Origin of the sequence: Pararhizobium sp. LjRoot235 (assembly GCF_964254145.1) — a bacterium.
GTDB lineage: Bacteria > Pseudomonadota > Alphaproteobacteria > Rhizobiales > Rhizobiaceae > Pararhizobium.
On the sequence record NZ_CAXUSP020000001.1, the window covers coordinates 48,167 to 67,120 of the forward strand.

At 61.2% G+C, this 18,954-nt stretch carries 20 protein-coding genes and 1 tRNA gene; 14 read left to right on the forward strand and 7 right to left on the reverse strand.

The annotated features are described in order from the left end of the window. Positions 1–42: 42 nt before the first annotated feature. Both infB and ACSQ2Z_RS00265 read left to right on the forward strand, forming a co-directional pair. On the forward strand, positions 43–2,733 hold the full coding sequence (gene infB / locus ACSQ2Z_RS00260) for a translation initiation factor IF-2 (protein ID WP_436079362.1): 2,691 nt from the start codon (positions 43–45) through the stop codon (positions 2,731–2,733). A gap of 149 nt (positions 2,734–2,882) precedes the next feature. Then, positions 2,883–3,332: a hypothetical protein gene (locus ACSQ2Z_RS00265; RefSeq protein WP_436079363.1), complete on the forward strand. Its 450-nt coding sequence runs from the start codon at positions 2,883–2,885 to the stop codon at positions 3,330–3,332. 30 nt (positions 3,333–3,362) lie between these two features. Here the strand turns inward: ACSQ2Z_RS00265 and ACSQ2Z_RS00270 are convergent, their stop codons facing one another. Next, positions 3,363–3,812, reverse strand: a complete 450-nt coding sequence (locus ACSQ2Z_RS00270; protein WP_436079364.1) for a DoxX family protein — start codon at positions 3,810–3,812, stop codon at positions 3,363–3,365. A gap of 189 nt (positions 3,813–4,001) precedes the next feature. Between ACSQ2Z_RS00270 and ACSQ2Z_RS00275 the strand changes: the two genes are divergently transcribed. Further along, a complete protein-coding gene (locus ACSQ2Z_RS00275) occupies positions 4,002–4,283 on the forward strand; it encodes a SelT/SelW/SelH family protein (RefSeq protein ID WP_436079365.1) in 282 nt (93 codons plus the stop codon). Between the two features lie 64 nt (positions 4,284–4,347). Beyond that, positions 4,348–4,725, forward strand: coding sequence for a YqaA family protein (locus ACSQ2Z_RS00280; RefSeq protein ID WP_436082925.1), 378 nt, complete (start codon positions 4,348–4,350; stop codon positions 4,723–4,725). A 56-nt stretch (positions 4,726–4,781) separates the two neighbouring features. Here ACSQ2Z_RS00280 and ACSQ2Z_RS00285 read toward each other — a convergent pair whose 3' ends face one another. Beyond that, positions 4,782–5,201 carry a BA14K family protein gene (locus tag ACSQ2Z_RS00285; RefSeq protein WP_436079366.1) on the reverse strand — a complete coding sequence of 140 codons (420 nt, stop codon included), beginning with the start codon at positions 5,199–5,201 and terminating at the stop codon, positions 4,782–4,784. Between the two features lie 215 nt (positions 5,202–5,416). On the opposite strand from ACSQ2Z_RS00285, the gene ACSQ2Z_RS00290 reads away from it, so the two are divergent. Together ACSQ2Z_RS00290 and ACSQ2Z_RS00295 are read left to right on the forward strand one after the other, a co-directional pair. Beyond that, entirely contained in the window at positions 5,417–6,844 is a 1,428-nt protein-coding gene (locus tag ACSQ2Z_RS00290; protein WP_436079367.1) for a phosphomannomutase, read from the forward strand. 139 nt (positions 6,845–6,983) lie between these two features. Beyond that, positions 6,984–7,070 (forward strand) — tRNA-Leu (locus ACSQ2Z_RS00295). Between the two features lie 463 nt (positions 7,071–7,533). On the opposite strand, the gene ACSQ2Z_RS00300 is transcribed toward ACSQ2Z_RS00295, so the two are convergent. The 3 genes from ACSQ2Z_RS00300 to ACSQ2Z_RS00310 form a co-directional block, all read right to left on the reverse strand. Next, positions 7,534–8,049: a hypothetical protein gene (locus tag ACSQ2Z_RS00300; protein WP_436079368.1), complete on the reverse strand. Its 516-nt coding sequence runs from the start codon at positions 8,047–8,049 to the stop codon at positions 7,534–7,536. Positions 8,050–8,569: 520 nt separating this feature from the next. Continuing rightward, complete coding sequence (locus tag ACSQ2Z_RS00305; protein WP_436079369.1) at positions 8,570–8,788, reverse strand: hypothetical protein; 219 nt, start codon at positions 8,786–8,788, stop codon at positions 8,570–8,572. Further along, positions 8,785–9,204: a DinB/UmuC family translesion DNA polymerase gene (locus ACSQ2Z_RS00310; RefSeq protein WP_436079370.1), complete on the reverse strand. Its 420-nt coding sequence runs from the start codon at positions 9,202–9,204 to the stop codon at positions 8,785–8,787. The genes ACSQ2Z_RS00305 and ACSQ2Z_RS00310 overlap by 4 nt, the downstream gene beginning before the upstream one ends. Before the next feature lie 206 nt (positions 9,205–9,410). Between ACSQ2Z_RS00310 and ACSQ2Z_RS00315 the strand changes: the two genes are divergently transcribed. The 8 genes from ACSQ2Z_RS00315 to ACSQ2Z_RS00350 all read left to right on the forward strand — a co-directional run bounded on the left by ACSQ2Z_RS00315 (position 9,411) and on the right by ACSQ2Z_RS00350 (position 16,371). Further along, complete coding sequence (locus tag ACSQ2Z_RS00315; RefSeq protein WP_436079371.1) at positions 9,411–9,845, forward strand: DUF1772 domain-containing protein; 435 nt, start codon at positions 9,411–9,413, stop codon at positions 9,843–9,845. 224 nt (positions 9,846–10,069) lie between these two features. Further along, positions 10,070–11,269 carry an ABC transporter substrate-binding protein gene (locus tag ACSQ2Z_RS00320; protein WP_436079372.1) on the forward strand — a complete coding sequence of 400 codons (1,200 nt, stop codon included), beginning with the start codon at positions 10,070–10,072 and terminating at the stop codon, positions 11,267–11,269. A 127-nt stretch (positions 11,270–11,396) separates the two neighbouring features. Beyond that, positions 11,397–12,263 (forward strand): branched-chain amino acid ABC transporter permease, encoded by an 867-nt coding sequence (locus ACSQ2Z_RS00325; RefSeq protein WP_239601771.1) that lies wholly within the window; start codon positions 11,397–11,399, stop codon positions 12,261–12,263. 4 nt (positions 12,264–12,267) lie between these two features. Further along, entirely contained in the window at positions 12,268–13,257 is a 990-nt protein-coding gene (locus ACSQ2Z_RS00330; protein ID WP_436079373.1) for a branched-chain amino acid ABC transporter permease, read from the forward strand. A gap of 3 nt (positions 13,258–13,260) precedes the next feature. Then, complete coding sequence (locus ACSQ2Z_RS00335) at positions 13,261–14,040, forward strand: ABC transporter ATP-binding protein (RefSeq protein WP_436079374.1); 780 nt, start codon at positions 13,261–13,263, stop codon at positions 14,038–14,040. A 3-nt stretch (positions 14,041–14,043) separates the two neighbouring features. Next, positions 14,044–14,766, forward strand: coding sequence for an ABC transporter ATP-binding protein (locus ACSQ2Z_RS00340; protein WP_436079375.1), 723 nt, complete (start codon positions 14,044–14,046; stop codon positions 14,764–14,766). A 23-nt stretch (positions 14,767–14,789) separates the two neighbouring features. After that, complete coding sequence (locus ACSQ2Z_RS00345) at positions 14,790–15,545, forward strand: aspartate/glutamate racemase family protein (protein ID WP_436079376.1); 756 nt, start codon at positions 14,790–14,792, stop codon at positions 15,543–15,545. Positions 15,546–15,666: 121 nt separating this feature from the next. Then, the gene (locus tag ACSQ2Z_RS00350; RefSeq protein WP_283073070.1) at positions 15,667–16,371 is read left to right on the forward strand and encodes a GntR family transcriptional regulator; all 705 of its coding nucleotides are present in this window, start codon (positions 15,667–15,669) and stop codon (positions 16,369–16,371) included. Positions 16,372–16,606: 235 nt separating this feature from the next. On the opposite strand, the gene ACSQ2Z_RS00355 is transcribed toward ACSQ2Z_RS00350, so the two are convergent. Both ACSQ2Z_RS00355 and ACSQ2Z_RS00360 read right to left on the reverse strand, forming a co-directional pair. Then, a complete protein-coding gene (locus ACSQ2Z_RS00355) occupies positions 16,607–17,380 on the reverse strand; it encodes a slipin family protein (protein WP_436079377.1) in 774 nt (257 codons plus the stop codon). Beyond that, a complete protein-coding gene (locus ACSQ2Z_RS00360) occupies positions 17,377–18,777 on the reverse strand; it encodes an NfeD family protein (protein ID WP_436082926.1) in 1,401 nt (466 codons plus the stop codon). The genes ACSQ2Z_RS00355 and ACSQ2Z_RS00360 overlap by 4 nt, the downstream gene beginning before the upstream one ends. Positions 18,778–18,954: the final 177 nt, after the last annotated feature.

Here is an 18,954-nt window from a genome sequence, read left to right on the forward strand (position 1 = left end):
CTGGTGATACGCATCCGGCCCTGATCTTAGGAACGGAACGGAATGACCGACAACAACGACGACAAGACATTCGGCGGAGCCAAGAAGACGCTGACCCTGAAGCCCTCCGGGGTCAGTCAGGGAACTGTTCGGCAGGACATGGGTCGCGGCCGGACGAAGGCGGTCGTGGTCGAAACGCGCAAGCGGCGGCCGCATCGGCCCGAAGACGAAAAGCCGGTTGTTCCGATCACAGCACCTTCCCCTGTGCCGCGGGTCGCCGAGCAGCGCCCGGCTCCGGTGCAGCAGCCGTCGCGCTCTGTCCCTCAGGGCCAGCAGCCGCGCCAGGACAATCGCCAGCCGGACAATAACCGTCCGCGCGTCGGCGTGGTCCTCAACCAGCTCTCCGCCGGCGAGATCGATGCGCGCCGCCGCGCTTTGGCAGAAGCGCAACTTCGCGACGCGGAAGACGCCAAGCGCCGCGCTGCCGAAGAGGCGGTCCGCCAGGCCGAGGAAGCCGCCCGTCTGAAGCTGGAGCAGGAAGAAGCAGCCCGCCGCGCCGCCGAAGAGGCTGCCCGCTCGCCCGCCGAACGCGAGGCCGACAGGGTCGCAGCCGAAGCGGCGAAGGCCGCTGAAGCAGAAGCGGCCGCCGTCGAAGCCCGCAAGGCCGAAGACCGGGCACGCGCACAGGCCATCAAGCCTGCGACGACGCCAGCGGTTACGCCGCCGGTCGGCCTGCGCGCCCGCAAACCGGAAGCCGAAGAAGAAGAGAACCGTCCGAACCGTGGCGCCACCGCACCGGTGCGCGGCAAGGTCGTTCGTCCGGAGCCTGCCAAGGCGCCTGCCCGTCCAAAGACGGAAGAAGAGCGCCGCAAGGGCAAGCTGACGCTGACGGCTGCTCTCGATGACGAGGGCAATCCGCGCGGCCGCTCGATGGCTGCCATGCGCCGCCGTCAGGAGAAGTTCCGTCGCAGCCAGATGCAGGAAACCCGCGAAAAGGTGATGCGCGAAGTGATTTTGCCGGAAACCATCACCATTCAGGAACTGTCGCAGCGTATGTCCGAACGGGCCGTCGACGTGATCAAGTACCTGATGAAGGAAGGCCAGATGATGAAGCCGGGCGACGTCATCGACGCCGACCTTGCCGAACTCATCGCCAGCGAATTCGGCCATACCGTCAAGCGCGTTTCGGAATCCGACGTTGAAGAAGGTCTCTTCGATGCGGCCGATACCGGCGAAATGCTGCCGCGCCCGCCGATCGTGACCATCATGGGCCACGTCGACCACGGCAAGACCTCGCTGCTCGACGCCATCCGCCATGCGAACGTCGTGTCGGGTGAAGCCGGCGGCATCACCCAGCATATCGGCGCCTATCAGGTGGAGCAGAACGGCAGCAAGATCACCTTCATCGATACCCCAGGCCACGCTGCGTTCACCGCAATGCGTGCCCGTGGTGCACAGGCGACCGACATCGCCGTTTTGGTGGTTGCAGCCGACGACAGCGTCATGCCGCAGACGATCGAATCGATCAGCCACGCAAAGGCTGCCGGCGTTCCGATCATCGTGGCGATCAACAAGATCGACAAGCACGAGGCAAACCCGGACAAGGTGCGTCAGCAGCTGCTGCAGCATGAGGTGTTCGTGGAGTCCATGGGCGGTGAAGTGCTCGACGTCGAAGTGTCGGCAAAGACAGGCCTCGGCCTCGACAAGCTGCTCGAAGCCATCCTGCTCCAGGCCGAAATCCTCGATCTGCGCGCCGATGCGGACCGCACGGCAGAAGGCACCGTCGTCGAAGCCCAGCTCGATCGCGGCCGCGGTGCGGTTGCCACCGTTCTCGTTCACAAGGGTACGCTGAAGCCGGGCCAGATCATCGTTGCCGGCGACCAGTGGGGCCGCGTGCGCGCACTCGTCAACGACAAGGGCGAACACGTCAAGGAGGCTCCGCCGTCGATGCCTGTGGAGATCCTCGGTCTTTCCGGCACGCCGCTGGCGGGCGACAAGTTCGCTGTCGTCGAGAACGAAAGCCGTGCCCGCGAAATCTCCGAGTACCGTCAGCGGCTGACCCGCGACAAGGCCGTTGCCCGTGCATCCGGCCAGCGCGGTTCGCTCGAGCAGATGATGATGACGCTGCAGAACACCGGCCTGAAGGAATTTCCTCTGGTCATCAAGGGCGACGTGCAGGGTTCGATCGAAGCCATTGCCGGTGCTCTCGACAAGCTCGGGACCGACGAAGTCCGCGCCCGCATCGTGCATTCCGGTGCCGGCGGCATCACCGAGTCCGACATCTCGCTGGCGGAAGCCTCGAATGCCGCGATCATCGGCTTCAACGTCCGTGCCAACGCACAGGCGCGCACCGCGGCTGAGCGCGCCGGTATCGAAATCCGCTACTACAACATCATCTACGATCTGGTGGATGACGTGAAGGCGGCGATGTCGGGCCTGCTCTCGCCGGAACGCCGCGAAACCTTCCTCGGCAATGCCGAGATCCTCGAGGTGTTCAACATCACCAAGACCGGCAAGGTCGCGGGTTGCCGCGTCATCGAAGGCAAGGTCGAGCGTGGTGCCGGTGTTCGCCTGGTTCGCGACAACGTCGTCATCCACGAAGGCAAGCTCAAGACCCTCAAGCGCTTCAAGGACGAAGTCTCCGAAGTGCCGATGGGCCAGGAATGCGGCATGGCCTTCGAGAACTACGAGGATATCCGCGCCGGAGACACGATCGAGTGCTTCCGTGTCGAGCACATCACCCGCACGCTGTAAGCGTTCCTGGGTTGATTTTCCAGAATGGCGGCTTCGGCCGCCATTTTGCTGTGTGGGGTTCAAACCGCAGCGAACACTGCGACGGGATTTCTGACGCTTGATGCGGAAATACTGCGCGGAACATCTTCCACCGGCTGATCCGCCTGAAAATGGCCATGGCGGCGGCGGTTGGCAGCGGCTACGTTGCTGGAATTAATCCATTCGGAAGGTTCCAGATGCTTGCCCAATTCCTCGCCATTACCCTGATCAACACGTTCACCTGGTTCGGCGGGCAAGGGTATTGTGCCTACGACTTTGCCGTTCTGGGGAACGGCGAAGAACTGACGGATATTTCGCTGACGCTGCGGCCGCAATTCGATCCGCAGAACACCGCGACCGGCAACACCGAACTGCCGGATGAAACCATCAGTTTCGACACTCTCGGCGGCTCGGCGGACAATGCGGGGAATACGGCGAAGATCGAGACCGACTGCAATGTCGAAGGATTCGATATTGTCGCTGCCACGGGGACGGCCGATGGGGAGGCCCTGGATCTCGTCGCGACGGGGCGTGTTGAGATCGACACCTACAAGCCGCTGACCCTGAAAATCGGAGAATAGCGCCACGGCGCGAACCGCGGCGCCACTGACTTAGATTTGTTTGCCGATTTTGGCGTCGACAGACTGCGCGTTCGATCCCCTAATGGCAAAGAAGAGGAAGATCGCGGCCCAGAGGATCGATTTTTCAGCACCGGCGAGACCCTCGCCCGTGACGATGCCGTGGAAATAGACCGTGACCAAAAGCACGATCATTGCCGCGAAGGAGGCCGGCCGCGTGAACAGGCCGATCGCGACCATGATGCCGCCGAAGAATTCGGTGGCCGACAGCAGCGGTGACCAGAAGACGCCGGGGTAGAAGCCGAGGCTCTCGACCATGCCGACTGCGCCGAAGGGATTGATGATCTTGCCGTAGCCATGGGTGACGAGAAGGACGCCTGCGACAACGCGCAGCAACGTTTCCGCCGTCGTATCGAGTGGCAGATAGAACCGCTGCAGCGCGGGCAGCATGGCTGGCGGCCGGGTCGATGAAATGTCGGTCATGTTGACTCCTCATGAATGTTCGCAACGCAACACTCTCTTGCTGCGGCAACTGCGACGATCAAGGCATCCCGCATAAAAACATGATAAATTTAGTTGACAATTTCGTGAGGCCTTCGTGCACTCATGCGATTGCGGCTTCGGCCGGCGGCCGCTAAGTTGCGGCCTCTGAACGCATTGACGGACCCTGACATGAGCGAAAAGCCCCGCATCACCATCCTCTATTGCACCCAATGCAACTGGCTGCTGCGCGCCGCCTGGATGGCGCAGGAACTGCTCTCCACCTTCGGCGACAGCCTCGGCGAAGTGGCGCTCGTTCCCGGCACCGGAGGCAATTTCGAAATCCGTGTTGGTGAGACGCTGATTTGGGAGCGCAAGCGCGACGGCGGTTTTCCCGGGCCGAAGGAGCTGAAGCAGCGTGTGCGCGACGTGATCGAACCGGAGCGTGACCTCGGTCACACGGACCGGACCTGACGTTTTGACGGCAGGCCTGCTTTTCTCTGTTTTCTGCGCCGCCTTCCTGTCCGCGACGCTGCTGATGGGCGTGTCCGAGGCGGCTCTCGTTGTCGCGGCCACGCAGCCGGACGCCCAGCCCTTTCAGCTCTTTTTTGCCGCGACCGCCGGCAACGTGCTTGGCGCGGTCGTCAATTTCGCGCTCGGGCGTTCTCTGCTGCGCTTCGAAGGCCGCCGCTGGTTTCCCGTCAGCCCGGCGAACCGGCGCAAGGCCGAGGCACTGTTTTGCCGCTATGGCCGGCCTGTTCTGCTGTTTTCCTGGCTGCCGGTGATCGGCGATCCGCTGACGCTTGCGGCCGGGTTGCTGCGAACGCCTTTTGCCATTTTTCTCGCCTATGTGACGATCGGCAAGGCGGCACGCTATGCCGTGCTGCTTTGGCTCTGGGACGTCATCGCCAGATGACCTTTCCAAACAAAACGGCGGGGATTTACCCCGCCGTCGATCAAACGAGCACACGCTCAACGATAGGGCGAATAGCAGATCCTGTAGACGCCGCCATAGCTCAGGAACCGGTTGGTCGCCGGATTGTAGGAGCGATACCGCTGCAGGCACCAGTTTACATGCGCGCTATAACCACGGCGGACATAGCGATCGCGGTAATACGGCCGGGGCGCGATGTAGACCTCGACATTGGGCCGCCGGTAGTAAGGCCGGTACGGCCGGTAGCCGTAGGGCCGATAGTAGCGGCGGTCGCCATAATAAGGCCGGTAGTCACGATACGAGCCGCCATAGTCACGACGGTAGTACTGCACTTGCGTCGGTTGATCGATCTTCACATCCGGAACGGCAAGCGGAATCGCCTGCGCAGAAGCCACAGGTGTCATGATGGACGCGGCGCTCAACGCGCAGCCAATAACGAAATTTCGAAATCCCGCCATTTGTTTCCTCATTTCTCCCAAAAGGGTTTGCTTCGGTTGATGTCCCTGTTTCATATAATGGTCAGTATTTTTGTTTATTCGTGCTTCGCCCTTTGCCCGACTGCAATTCAGCGTCTTTCGACGTCTCGCCCCTTCCAACTGGGCAGAATGCGCCAATATTTCCTGTAAGTCACTCGCCCCGTTATCAAAATCCTGTCAACCAGACGGAGGATAGATTGAGCTTGAAATTCGGAACCAGCGGCCTGCGCGGCCTCTCCATCGACCTGAACGGCCCTCCCGCGGCCATCTACGCAACCGCGTTTGCACGCTATCTGCTGTCGTCCGGCCAGGCGAAACCCGGCGATCCGATCCTTCTCGGCCGGGATTTTCGCGATTCGAGCCCGGCGATCTCGGCCATCTGCGCCGGCGCGCTCTCGCGTGCTGGCCTCACAGTCCTCGATTGCGGCACGGTGCCAACGCCGGCGCTGGCGCTGTACGGCCTTGAAAAGGGCGCGGCCGGGCTGATGATCACCGGCTCGCACATCCCCGCCGACCGCAACGGCATCAAGTTCTACCGGCCCGACGGCGAGATCGCCAAGAGCGACGAAGAGGCAATCAGCGCCGAGGCAGCCAAGCTACAGGCATCCTCCGCCGGTGCCATCCCGGGCGCGGCGGAGGACCATTCGGAGCAGGCGAAGGCCCTCTTCCTTGCCCGCAACACGAATATCCTGCCCACCGGGGCGCTATCCGGCCTGAAGGTCGGTGTTTATCAGCACAGCACCGTCGCCCGCGACCTTTTTGTCGATGTCCTCTCGCACTATGGCGCCGAGGTCATGCCGCTCGGCCGCTCCGGGACCTTCATCCCCGTCGATACCGAAGCCGTTTCTCCCGCGACGATCGATCTGCTCAAGACCTGGACCGCCGAACATGGCCTCGATGCCATCGTCTCCGCCGATGGCGATGGTGACCGGCCGCTGGTCAGCGACGAAACCGGCCTGCCGCTGCGCGGCGACCTCATCGGACTGATTGCCGCCCAGTTTGCCGGCGCGGCGGTTGCCGTCACGCCCGTCACCTCCAATTCGGGCCTCGAGCGTCAACCGGGCATTTCCATCCGGCGTACCCGCGTCGGCTCGCCCTTCGTCATTGAAGGCATGCTGGAAGCCGTGCACCAGGGTCAGACGGGCGTCGCCGGCTTCGAGGCCAATGGCGGCACACTGACCGCCACGGATTTCACGCTCAACGGCACCGTGCTCAAGGCCCTGCCGACGCGCGACAGTTTCCTCCCGGCGCTTGCCGTGCTCGCCCGTGCCGCACGTGCAGGCAAGACCCTCTCGGCGCTGGCCGCAAGCTATGCCCTGCCGGTGGCGCTGAGCGACCGGATCGAGAATTTTCCGCTTGAGACCAGTGCTGCACTCATGGCCTATCTGCGCGGCGGCCGGGACAATCTGGCGCAATGCCTCGAGCCGATCGGCACACCGGAAAGCATCAGTGACATCGACGGATTGCGGGTCACGCTCACGGATGGCCGCGTCATCCACTTCCGTCCGTCCGGCAATGCGCCGGAGATGCGCTGCTATGTCGAGGCGGAAACTGCCGAGCAGGCGCAGGCGCTGCTCGAACAAGGCCTCGACCGTATCCGCGCTTTCGCCCGGCAGCAGGGATGAGGCAGGTTATCATGCAAATTCATTTCGGCCGAAAAGCCTTGTAATCCAAGCCTTTGTCCGACATTTCAGCAGGGTTTTCAAGAAAACTTCAAAAACCCTGTTGACACCAAAGCGTCAGCCCCTTACATGCCGGTCCGTCGCCCAGATGGCGGAATTGGTAGACGCGCCAGCTTCAGGTGCTGGTACTCGCAAGGGTGTGGAGGTTCGAGTCCTCTTCTGGGCACCATTCCATTCTAAGTGCTTGATTTAATTCAAGGACTTTTATGCTTGTCAGTAATGTTCCAGCTGTAGCAGTGTTTGTTATAGTCGAGGCATTCAAAGCATGAGAACACTGCCCGAACGGCTTATGGTGCGCAACTGCACCTTCTATTGCCGGATGTGGTGCCGCGCGACCTCGCGCGAACCTTTGGCCGGCAGCTGGTTGTCATCTCCTTGCGGACAAAAGACCTCACGCTGATCGATTCGAAGACGGCTCGAGCCCGATTTCTAAAGATCGCCCGGCAGCACGCTATCGACGTGAGCGACCGTGAGTTCACACAACGTGCCGAGCTTTTCCGAGAAGCGAGCGAGACGCCGACACGGCTGTGGAGCGGCGAACTGGTGCCCCTGCCGACGCCCGCGGATTTCGGCCATGACCAAGAAGATGCCTACACATATTTTGACCACTTGGTCGCGGACGGCGATCTGAATCACGTCCTGATAGGCTCGAGCTTCCCAAAGAGCGCGGCAAACGGCACTTTTTTGGTATCCAAGTGAACCATCTCCACTTTCGTCATGTCGTATTTTGAAGCTTCGGTTTTGCTTGCGGGCTTCTTCTTTCGTATCGATTGCGCGTGATCGGTTCCTCTGGCCGATTTCGGCGCTGCCTTGGGCGTGGCGATTGGGATTTGCCGAGGAGGCTCTGCTATCGTTTCGACCCACGCGCCGGAGAAGAAAGCAACCGGCTGCAATGTGTCACGATCAACGAATGAAATCTGGTTGCCGCGAACGCTCACAAAGTCCCCTGCCTCAAGAAGCGGCTTTGCCGATCGGCATGTAAAGCGAAACTGTTCGCCTGTATCGGAGTCGAGAAACTCGCCCTCAACCTTATTTTCGTCGCCGCGCCTGTCGACGGATTGAACGACTACGAGTGTCCACTCTTCGGGCTTTCTTCGCCCGAAGACTTTGTGCCCGGAGAAACCCACGATTTGCGCAGCGTCGAGCAACTCGATGACTTGGCCTCGCGCCCGCCGCGTAGGTACGGCGGGTGCTTCGACTGCCGCGAATATCTTGTGCCGCGAATTATCTGTGCATCCGTGTTTTGGCCACGGCGGACCAGGTAATTGAAGAAAACCCTGCTACCGGCGGTATTTGCGTAGAAAAAGACTGGTTCCCTGCAAACGGGGCAGCGAGCGTTTGGATTGACGTAACATGCGGAGACGGAATTCGCGCCGCTCTGCTGTAACAGCACTTTTGCATCTCGATACCGAAAGCTCTCGGTAAGCTCGATCCTGTTGATCCTTGATCGCCCGTAATTGACGCACCATCCGCATGAACAATCGGGGTAATGATTATGGCCTGTCATAACGGCCGATGCGCCCCAGTCACATAAAAAGGTCAGACGTATCCCCTCTCGAAAAGCCATCTCCGCCCGCTCCCCTCCTCAGTGCCACGATGGCGAGAATGCTTCACAGCAGGCGTGCGGGCAAGATCGATCAGGCAAGTCCACCAACAAACCCGGTCAGTTCATCGAGGCGGAGACAGGCGCACTCCGCCGCGACATCCGCGCGCCCTGCACACGGTTTCGCGCTCCAGCTCGTCGATGTAGAGAAATTCTCGCTCTGGCGACGAGTAGACGATCGCCCGCGTCAGATAATGGACGTGGCCACATTTCTTGCAGCGCGCTTCCAGCCTTTGATTGTCAGCCAGATCGCCGACACGGATATTCTGCTTCCAGCTTTTCACCAGAAATCCTCCGCGGATGGAATGCGCGTGTAGCTGATCTTCCCGCCGACATGGCCGCCAGGCGGCGGCCGCCACTGGCCGAGACTGACGACCGTGCCGGCGTATCGCGTATTCAGATTATCGATCGCCTTGCTGGCGTTTTCCCAACGCCGCCGCTGGCGATCGTCGTTGAGCAGTAAGTCGAGCTGACGCTCATGGGATGGCGAAAGGTCGTAAAGCGTGACGCCGATCCGAAAAATCATCACGCCGCGCGGATAGTCCTTCCATACCTGGCCCCACAACTCGGAAAGCGCTGAGAGTATGGCCTGGTCGTCGTTGACGGCAGGCAGATGACGCTTTCCCATCCAAGACCCGTCCCGGATCGACAACCAGAGCCACAGGCCAGCCGCATAGAAATTCTCCCGCCGCAGTCGCAATTTTCTAGAAGTTCACGCAAACTCCGGCAGGCAGACCACACAAAATCACCGGCGGTGATACCGGCTTGTCACAAAGCAACCGAAATTGGCGAAGGACGGAGAGCGCCGGGTGTCGGCGACACGCGTCTCACGCGTGCAGAGGAAAACAATGCACCTGCTGTCGGGGCGTTCATCGTGTATGATGGTCCGAGATAGGAGAACGTCGAATGTTCGGTCTGCTCGCTTTGCTCACGGCGTCCATCTTCTTCGGCGCCGCCATTTACATAAACGTGGCCGAACAGCCGGCAAGGCTTGGCCTCGATGATCGCGCGGCCCTCGCGCAATGGGGTCCGGCGTACCGGCGGGGCTTCGAGATGCAGGCTTCTCTCGCGCTCGTTTCCGGCCTCCTCGGCGCTGCGGCGTGGTGGCAGACCGGCAATCCGCTTTGGGGTGTCGGCGCAGCGATCATCATCTTGAACTGGCCCTATACGATGCTCGTCATCATGCCGGTCAACCGGCGCCTGGAGGCAACGCGACCGGAAGAGGCGGGCGAGGAAACCCGTGACCTTCTTCTCCGCTGGGGCAAGCTTCATGCGGGCCGAAGCGCCATCGGCGCAATCGCGGCGGCCATCTTTCTGCTCGCAGCCTTTCGCGGTCTTTGAACCGTCCTCCCGAGGGCTACACGCGCAATCGGTGCGAAGATTTCCCCTCAGCAGCCATTCAAAGTGCTTTGCGCGTCTGAAAAGACGCGCGGCGCTGTGGGACGGCGCAATCAATTTTGTATACAAAAATAGACAATAATGTTGACAACAATGTATTTTAGGATTTCCTTTAACTTTATCCGCACCGCCACGGCGCACCGGATGCTAAAAAAATGGGGAGTGAGATGATCAACAGACGCTCGACATTGAAATCGCTGGCGCTCGGCGCCGTTTCGCTGCTGGCAATCGCGGCCGGAGGCACCTTTTCGGCGCAAGCCGAAAACAAGGTGCTCAAGATCGGCTTCGTTGGCGTGACCAGCGGTCCCGCCGCCGCCTGGGGTACGTCCAACGTGCGCTCGATGCAGACACGCGCCGACTGGATCAACGAGACCGGCGGCGTGAAGATCGGCGATGACACCTACAACATCACCATCGTCACCTTCGACGACCAGAGGGATCCCAAGCGTGCCATCGCCGGCATGGAGAAGATGGCCCAGGAAGGCATCCGCTATGTCGTCGGACCGAATGTCGACGACGGCGCCGCCGCCGTTCGCCCGGTGGCGGAATCCAAGGGGATCATCTATTTCCCCTATGCCTTCCCGAAATCGCTTTATGTCGCACCGGCTTCGAACGCGGTGCTCGGCATGGTCGCCAATTATCAGTCCGGGCCGGCGATTTACAAATACCTGAAGGAAAACAAGGGCGTGAAGAAGGTCGCCTTCATCGCCGCCAATGAATCCGATCCGCTCAGCCAGCGTGACAGCGGCGTTGCCGCCGCCAAGGAACTCGGGCTCGAAGTGGTCGCCGAGACCGACACCTACCAGACCGACACGCGCGACTTCACGCCCGTGCTGACACCCATCGTGCAACTGAAGCCAGACCTGCTCGTGCTGTCGGGCGTCGCACCGGCCAATGCGCCGTTGCTGATCCGCGCGGCACGCGAACTTGGCTATGAAGGCCTGATTTCGGCCGAGACAGCGCAGGACGCGACGGTGCTGCAGGAAGGCGCCGGCGAACTCGCCAACGGCTTCATCTCGGTCGGCGGCGCCTCAACGCCGGAGATCCGCACGCCGATGATGGAGGAATTCATCGATCGCTACATCAAGAAGTTCGGCGAATACAATGACGAGTCCAATACCAAGGTCTACGCGCTCGAATACATCATCGAAACGCTCAAGGCGAACCCCAAGGCGATCGACGACGTCGAGGAGTTCAAGAAGACCATGGACACGTTCTCGGCGCCCAATCCCTATGCCAAGAACGGCACGCTGAAATATGTCGGCATGACGTCCTTCGGCCAGAAGCGGCAGGTCTCAGTGCCGATGGTGGTGACCGAGTTCAAGGACGGCGCGTTCCAGACGCTGTTCGTCGGTGAAGTGGACTGACATTCGTCGCGGTCACGTTGTGATCGTCCTGCGAGCGAGACCGGGAGCTGGTGAAAAACCGCCAGCCCGGCACCTCAATCGAGGTTCGGGAATAGTCCCGAACCTCCCACCGACTGGATCCGTCGCTATGGAACAGGTGATTGCCAACGGACTCTATCTGGGCGCCCAATACGCACTGATCGCGCTCGGACTGACGCTGATCTTCGCGCTGATGAACGTGCTCAATTTCGCCCATGGCCAGATGTATGTGCTGGGCGGCTTCGTGACCTATTCGATCTACGGCCAACTCAAGCTGCCTTTCGTGATCGCGCTAATCTGTTCGGGCGTGACGCTCGCGATCGTCGGCGCGCTGATGGAGAAATTCCTGTTCCGCACGGTGATCCGGCGCAGCAAACGCGAGGAAAGCACGATGCTGCTTGCGGCCGCGACCGCATTCTTTCTCGATGCCGTCGTGCTGTTGCTGTTCGGTGAGAAGCAGCGCGGTGTGCCGAAGATCATCAGCGGCGTCTTCGTCTCCGACAGGGTGATCCTGCCCTATGACCGGATTCTCGTCGGCGTTGTCGCCATTCTGATGATCGCCACCTTCATGCTCTTCATGCAATACAGCAAGCCGGGCCGGGCCATGCGGGCGCTGGCGCAGGATCGCATCGCCGCGCAACTGATGGGCGTCAAGGTCGAACGCTATTCGATGATCGGCTTCGCGCTCGGGGCGATGCTAGCCGGCATCGTCGGCGGGCTCCTCGTCAGCATCACCGGCGTCAATTCCGGCATCGGCGGGCCGATCTCGATCAAGGCCTTCCTGATGGTGATGATCGGCGGCGCCGGCGTCGTCGGTGGCGCGATCGCCGGCGGCTTCATCCTCGGCATGATGGAATCGGTCGGCCTCACCGTGCTGCGCGCCTATGGCGACATCACTTACCTCGTCATCTTCGCGCTGCTGATGATCTTCCTGAGCATCCGCCCTCACGGGCTGATGGGCAAACCGTGGGGTTGAGGCGATGGGCAAGTCACGAGCCAATACCGTCAAGATCGTCTCGGCCGCCCTGTTCCTGCTTGTGCTGCTGGTGGTGGTCCCGCTGCTGATCGCGGCAACGGGGCGAAGCGATCTTTATTACACACTGACATCCGTAGCGCTTCTCAGCATCATCAGCGCGGGCGTGTGGATCACCTTCTATATCGGCCGCATCAACATCGGCCAGGGCGCCTACGCGCTGATGGGCGGCTACGTCTCCGCCATCCTGGTCATGAACTACGGCGTATCGTTCTGGCTGACCTTGCCGCTGGCGGGCCTGTTCTGCGCCGCCGCAAGCGTTCTCATCGGACTGCCGATCCTGCGCCTGCGCGGCGTCTATTTCGCCATGGTCACGCTGGTGCTGACGGAGGTCACCCGCCTTCTCGCCCTTGCCGTGCCGACGATCACCAACGGCGCCTCGGGTATCGTCAGCATTCCCCTGCCGGCCGGCATAAGCTTCTTCGGCATCACGCTCGTTCCGGATTTTGCAACGCTCGCGAATCCTCGCCTCGCCTTCTACATTGTTTCCGTATTGCTGATGGCGCTTTGCTTCCTGGGCCTCTACCGGCTCGCCCATTCCCGCATCGGCCAGCTCTGCCAGTCGCTGCAGCAGAACGAGGAGCTCGCCTCCTCGATCGGCGTCAACATCGCCTATCTCCGCGTTATCGCCTATGCGCTGTCGTCATTCCTCGGCGGCGTCGGCGGAGCGATGTTCGCATCGATCTCCCAGTCGATCTACCCGTCAAGCTTCACGGTCGTCGACTCGGTTAATTTCATGCTCAACTGCTTCCTCGGGGGGCTCGGCTATGTTCTCGGGCCGATGCTCGGCACCTTCGTCCTCTATTTCGGCTGGGACCTGTTGTTCGAGACCGGAGAGTTCCAGCTCCTGATTTTCTCGACAGTGCTGATCGCGTTGATGCTGGTGTTACCGAACGGCCTGCTGAGCCTGACCCTGCCGCACAAGAGGAGGGCCTAGGCGGTGGCTGATATTCTCGAAATCGTCGGCCTCACCAGGCGTTTCGGCGGCCTCGTCGCGGTCAACAACGTATCCTTCTCCGTGCGCGAACGCGAGATCCTCTCGGTGATCGGGCCGAACGGCGCCGGCAAATCGACGCTGTTCAAGCTGATCGCCTCGTTCCTGCGGCCGACGGAGGGCGAAGTGCGTTTCAGGGGTGAACGGATCTCGGGACTCGCACCGCACATCGCTGCCCGAAAGGGAGTGGTGCGGACCTTCCAGGAGACCACGATCTTCAAGGACATGACCGTGCGCGACAATGTTGTGACGGCCCATCATCTGCGCTCGCGCGCCAGCCTTGCCGGATTCTATTTCGGCAGCGCGGCGGCGCGCGGCGACCTGGATGCATTCGGCACGTCGGCAGACGAGATCCTTGCCTTCCTCGGCCTGGCGGCGATGCAAAGCGAGGTCGCCAGCACCCTGCCCCACGGGCATCTGCGCGCACTCGGCATCGCCATCGCGCTTGCCACCAATCCGTCGGTCATTCTGCTCGACGAGCCCTTCGCCGGCATGAACCACGACGAGACGAGGCGGGCGATCGAGATCGTGCGGAAGCTGCGCGAACGCGGCATCACCGTGCTCCTGGTCGAGCACGACATGCCGGCGGTCATGAACATCTCGGACCGCATCGTGGTGCTCAACTTCGGCCTGAAGATCGCCGAGGGGGTTCCGGCAGAAATCCAGCAGCACCCCAAGGTCATCGAAGCCTATCTCGGTGCCGAAGACGAATCGATCGGATTGTAGGTCATGGAACCACTGCTGAAATTCGATGACGTCGAGCTTTACTACGACCACGTCTACGCCCTGAAGGGCGTGTCGATCGAGGTGCACGAAGGCGAGACCGTGGCGCTGATCGGTGCAAACGGCGCGGGCAAGTCGTCTATCCTGCGCGCCATCACCGGTCTCAGAAAGATCCGCAAGGGCGAGATCCACTACCACGGCAACCGGATCGACGGCACGGCACCGGATGAGATCGTCCGGATGGGCATCTCCATGGTGCCGGAGGCACGCCGCGTCTTTCCCTTCATGACCGTGCGCGACAACCTGCTGATGGGCGCCTTCACCCGCACCAACAAGATCGAGATCCAGCAGAGCATGGACATGGTGCTGACGCGCTTTCCGCGTCTCAAGGAGCGCTATTCGCAGCAGGCCGGAACGATGAGCGGCGGCGAACAGCAGATGCTGGTCATCGGCCGGGCACTGATGGCGCGCCCTCGCCTGCTGCTGCTCGACGAGCCCTCGCTCGGCGTCGCGCCGAAGCTGGTGCAAGACATCGCGCGTTCGATCGTGGCGATCAATCGCGACGAAAAGGTCAGCGTTCTCCTTGTCGAGCAGAATTCGCGCATGGCGCTGCGCGTTTCCCAGCGCGCCTACGCGCTGACGACCGGCAAGGTGGCGCTCAGCGGAAATTCGGCCGAGATGCTGGCCGACGAGCGGGTCCGGCATCTCTATCTCGGCGGCGAAATCTAGGCGGCGAAACTAGGCGGTAGGACATGCGCATCCTCGTCATAAATCCAAATACCACCGCTTCGATGACCGACAAGATCGGCAAGGCGGCAGAGGTCGCGGCCTCGTCCGGAACGCAAATCGTGGCGGTCAACCCGAAGGATGGCCCCCCGAGCATCGAGGGTTATTTCGACGAGGCTTTCGTCGTCCCGGGCATCATTGCGGAAATGGCAAAGGCGGGCGCGATGGATGCCTATGTGATCGCCTGTTTCGACGACACCGGTCTGGACGCGGCGCGCTGTGCCGCCGACGCTCCGGTGATCGGCATCGGCGAGGCGGCCTTCCATATCGCAACGCTGATCGCCGGCAAGTTCAGTGTCGTCACCACGCTCGCCCGTTCGGTGCCGGCGATCGAGCACAACCTGTCGAAATACGGCCTCGCCTCGCGCTGCGCCAAGGTCCGCGCCTCGGATGTCCCCGTGCTCGACCTCGAGCTGCCCGGTTCCGATGCCCGCCGCAAGATCTCCGCCGAGATTGCCCGGGCAATCACCGAAGACAAGGCGGAGGCGATCGTCCTTGGCTGCGCGGGCATGGCCGACCTCGCGCATGCGCTTTCGCAGGAACACGGCGTGCCGGTGCTCGACGGCGTCGCCTGCGCGGTAAGGCTCGCCGAAACGGTTTCGGCGCTGGGTCTAAGGACATCCAAGGTCGGTGGCTATGCCGCCCCGCTCGCCAAACGATTTGCCGGGCTCTACGCGCCGTGGTCTCCGGGAGGTGACAAAGGCGCCGACGGCACGCCATAGGCCCACGGCGCTGCAATTATGGGACTACGGCTCGGCCGAGTGGGGCGGCGCACCGGGGTGGGATTGACCGGAAGGCGAGCCATATGAGACTTCATAGGGCCCGGCCCAGAAAACGATGAACATGTTGACAACACTCAGGCCCGAAAACGATCGTCAAAAGCCGGCGGCGCGCTGGTCGCCGATCTATCATAGTCTCAGGGACGCCATCGTCGGCCACCGCCTGTCCCCCGGCACGAAACTGCCGGAGGATGAGCTGGCGTCGATCTATTCGGTCAGCCGGACAGTCATCCGCGCCGCCCTCCAGGAGCTTTCGCACGATTGGCTGGTGCGGCTGGAGCCCAATCGCGGCGCCTTCGTCGCGCAACCCTCGCCCAAGGAGGCGCGCGAGGTCTTCGAAGCACGCGCCTTGATCGAGCCGAGGGTTGCAGCACTTGCCGCCAGAGCGGCGAAACCGGGGGATGTGGGTCTTCTGCGCCACCATCTCGAAAGGGAGCATGAGGCGCTGCACGCCGGACGCGACAGCGACGCGATCATGCTGTCCGCCCTGTTCCACGTCGGCATCGCCGAAATCGCCGATCAATCCGTCATGACGGGCTTCGTCCGCGATCTCGTTTCCCACTCCTCGCTGATCATCGCGCTCTACTGGAAACGGCGGGACACCACCTGCGAGAGCCACGCCCATCACGCGCTGGTCGATGCCATCGAGGCAGGTGACCCCGACAAGGCTGCGGACCTGATGAAGGAACATATGCTCGACCTGCTGTCGGGTCTGGACCTGAACCGCACGGAGCAGAAGCCGGGCAACCTCGCCGATATCTTGCGCTGATATCGTGTTCCGGTATTCGGCGCATCGAGCCCATCCACGGCCAAATGCGTTACACGCAAGGCGCAACAGCATTTTACAGCGCCGCGCGTCTTATCTGACGCATCTTCTGTGCACCATTCCATTCTAAGTACTTGATTATCTTCATGTACTTATATTTCTTCCCGACTTTGCCTTAGCTGTAACAGTATTTGTTATGGTCGAGGCCTACGGACTGCAGGCCAACCGTGGTCATCTATCATTTGGTTGGTGTGTCCGTCCTGGCGGCCAGGAGATGAACGAGTTCCATCGGGAAGGGGAATATTATCGTTGAGTTCTTTTCTCCGGCAATGACGTTCAACGCGCTTAGGTAGCGCAGCTGCATGGCCAGCGGCTGCTTTGCCAAGATTTCGGCCGCTTCCACCAGCTTCGCCGCAGCCTGCTGCTCACCCTCTGCATTGATGACTTTCGCGCGCCGCTCGCGTTCGGCCTCCGCCTGGCGAGCGATCGCACGGATCATGGATTCGTTGATGTCGACGTGTTTGATCTCGACGTTGGCGACTTTGATACCCCAGGCGTCAGTTTGGGTGTCGAGCATTCTCTGGATATCCTCGTTGAGCCGGTCACGTTCCGCGAGCATCTCATCGAGATCGTGCTTGCCGAGTACCGAGCGCAGCGTCGTCTGGGCAAGCTGGCTCGTGGCTGCCATGAAATCCTCGACCTGGATCGTCGACTTTTCGGGATCGATGACCCTGAAGTAAATGACCGCACTGACGCGAACCGAGACGTTGTCACGAGAGATGACGTCCTGGCTGGGTACATCGAGAACGCGCGTCCGCAAATCGACCCGCACCATCTGCTGCACGTAAGGAACGAGCAGGATCAATCCAGGCCCCTTCACACCGGTGAATCGGCCAAGTGTGAAAACAACCGCGCGCTCATACTCGCGCAGGATCTTGATCGCGCTCGCGAGGATGACCAGCAAGAGGATGATCGCGGCGAAATAGAAGATGAAATCTCCAAACATGGTCATGCGCTTTTCTCCCTGCCTTCCAGAGGCCGCTGATCTCTTGGCGGTTTGCGGGCAACCTCAAGCGTTAGCCCCTCTCGAGCGATGACCGTCACATCGTCTCCGGCTGTGAGCCGTTCGGCGGAGACCGCTCTCCAGCGCTCTCCGTGGGCGAGGATGTAGCCGGTGGTGTCCGTCCAATCCGAAACTTTGCCGGAAATGCCGATCATCTGCTCCGCACCCGTGACGACGGCATGCTGGCGCGCGGTGAATGCAAGTCGAGCAACAATGAAGCTGAAGGCGAGGCCGGAAATGCCGATGCCAACCAGAACTCGCCAGCTCACTTCAAAATCCGGTACATCCGTATCGAAGAGAATCGTGGCACCTAGAACGAGCGCGACGGCACCACCGAGGCCGAGGACGCCGAACGTCGGCGTATGCGCTTCCGCAACGAACAGAGCGCCAGCAAGGGCGATGAGGCCGACACCCGCGTAGCTTACCGGCAGCATGGCCAAAGCGTAAAGGCCGAGCAAAAGACTGATGCCGCCGACCGTTCCAGGTATCACCGCCCCGGGTGTAAGAAACTCGAAAATCAAGCCATAAATACCGATGATCATCAGGATGAGTGCCACGTTCGGATCGGCAATGACCGAAAGCAGGCGCGTCCGCCAGTCAGGCTCGATGTTCTGGACGATGAGACCGGTTGTATCGAGGCGTATGTCTCTCTCTCCTACTCGCACCGTACGGCCGTTGGCTTGCGCCATGAGATCATCAACAGTGGTTGCGATGAAATCGATGACTTTTTCACGTTCGGCAGCGATCGACGAAAGGCTTGCGGCGTCGCGCACCGCCCGTTCTGCCCAGTCGGCATTGCGATTGCGAAGCTCAGCCAGCCCCCGAAGATAGGCAGCCGCATCGTTCACGGCTTTGGCCTCTGCGGCGTTGCGCGGCTGTTTTTCCTTGCCGTCGCGGTCATCGTCACCGTCGAATCCGCTGCCACCGAGGGCAATAGGCGTTGCCGCACCCAAATTGGTGCCTGGCGCCATGGCCGCGATATGGCTGGCATATAAAATGTAAGTGCCGGCGCTGGCCGCGCGTGCACCACTCGGGGCCACGAAACTCGCGACAGGCACCGACGAGGCAAGGATTGCGCGAATGATTTCCCGCATCGACGTATCGAGGCCGCCGGGTGTGTCCATTTGCAGAACGACCAGCGTCACCTCGCGTTCGTTGGCAAGCTCAAGACCACGTTTCACATAGTCGGCCGACGCCGGGCTGACGGCGCCATTCAATCGCAGCAGCAGGGCGACGCGCTCCGAACCCGCTGTCGGTGCGACGGAAAACAGGGATGCCAAGCCCAAGATGAGTGCGAGAGCGAAAATTCGGCTTGCCTGTTGGCAAAACCTCCGGGGTCGCACCATCAGCCGATAAATGTTCATAATTTTAAATATACGCCAGAATCACCAAAAGATAAGGCAGGAGCTTCTTGGCCACCCGCTCATGAAAATGGCCGCATCGTTCCCAATGCGGCCATCCTGTCTGATTTGTCGGACGTTTCACACAGCAACCCCGGGAGCGTTTCGCAAGCGACACATTCA

Excerpts from the sequence above, each read along its gene's own strand:
- ACSQ2Z_RS00270 (WP_436079364.1), bottom strand. The coding sequence starts at position 3,812 with ATGACCGACATTTCATCGACCCGGCCGCCAGCCATGCTGCCCGCGCTG.
- ACSQ2Z_RS00265 (WP_436079363.1), top strand. The coding sequence starts at position 2,883 with ATGGCCATGGCGGCGGCGGTTGGCAGCGGCTACGTTGCTGGAATTAAT.
- ACSQ2Z_RS00360 (WP_436082926.1), bottom strand. The coding sequence starts at position 18,777 with ATGGTGCGACCCCGGAGGTTTTGCCAACAGGCAAGCCGAATTTTCGCT.
- ACSQ2Z_RS00320 (WP_436079372.1), top strand. The coding sequence starts at position 10,070 with ATGATCAACAGACGCTCGACATTGAAATCGCTGGCGCTCGGCGCCGTT.
- ACSQ2Z_RS00350 (WP_283073070.1), top strand. The coding sequence starts at position 15,667 with ATGTTGACAACACTCAGGCCCGAAAACGATCGTCAAAAGCCGGCGGCG.
- ACSQ2Z_RS00275 (WP_436079365.1), top strand. The coding sequence starts at position 4,002 with ATGAGCGAAAAGCCCCGCATCACCATCCTCTATTGCACCCAATGCAAC.
- ACSQ2Z_RS00340 (WP_436079375.1), top strand. The coding sequence starts at position 14,044 with ATGGAACCACTGCTGAAATTCGATGACGTCGAGCTTTACTACGACCAC.
- ACSQ2Z_RS00285 (WP_436079366.1), bottom strand. The coding sequence starts at position 5,201 with ATGGCGGGATTTCGAAATTTCGTTATTGGCTGCGCGTTGAGCGCCGCG.
- infB (WP_436079362.1), top strand. The coding sequence starts at position 43 with ATGACCGACAACAACGACGACAAGACATTCGGCGGAGCCAAGAAGACG.
- ACSQ2Z_RS00280 (WP_436082925.1), top strand. The coding sequence starts at position 4,348 with ATGGGCGTGTCCGAGGCGGCTCTCGTTGTCGCGGCCACGCAGCCGGAC.
- ACSQ2Z_RS00330 (WP_436079373.1), top strand. The coding sequence starts at position 12,268 with ATGGGCAAGTCACGAGCCAATACCGTCAAGATCGTCTCGGCCGCCCTG.
- ACSQ2Z_RS00315 (WP_436079371.1), top strand. The coding sequence starts at position 9,411 with ATGTTCGGTCTGCTCGCTTTGCTCACGGCGTCCATCTTCTTCGGCGCC.
- ACSQ2Z_RS00345 (WP_436079376.1), top strand. The coding sequence starts at position 14,790 with ATGCGCATCCTCGTCATAAATCCAAATACCACCGCTTCGATGACCGAC.
- ACSQ2Z_RS00325 (WP_239601771.1), top strand. The coding sequence starts at position 11,397 with ATGGAACAGGTGATTGCCAACGGACTCTATCTGGGCGCCCAATACGCA.
- ACSQ2Z_RS00355 (WP_436079377.1), bottom strand. The coding sequence starts at position 17,380 with ATGACCATGTTTGGAGATTTCATCTTCTATTTCGCCGCGATCATCCTC.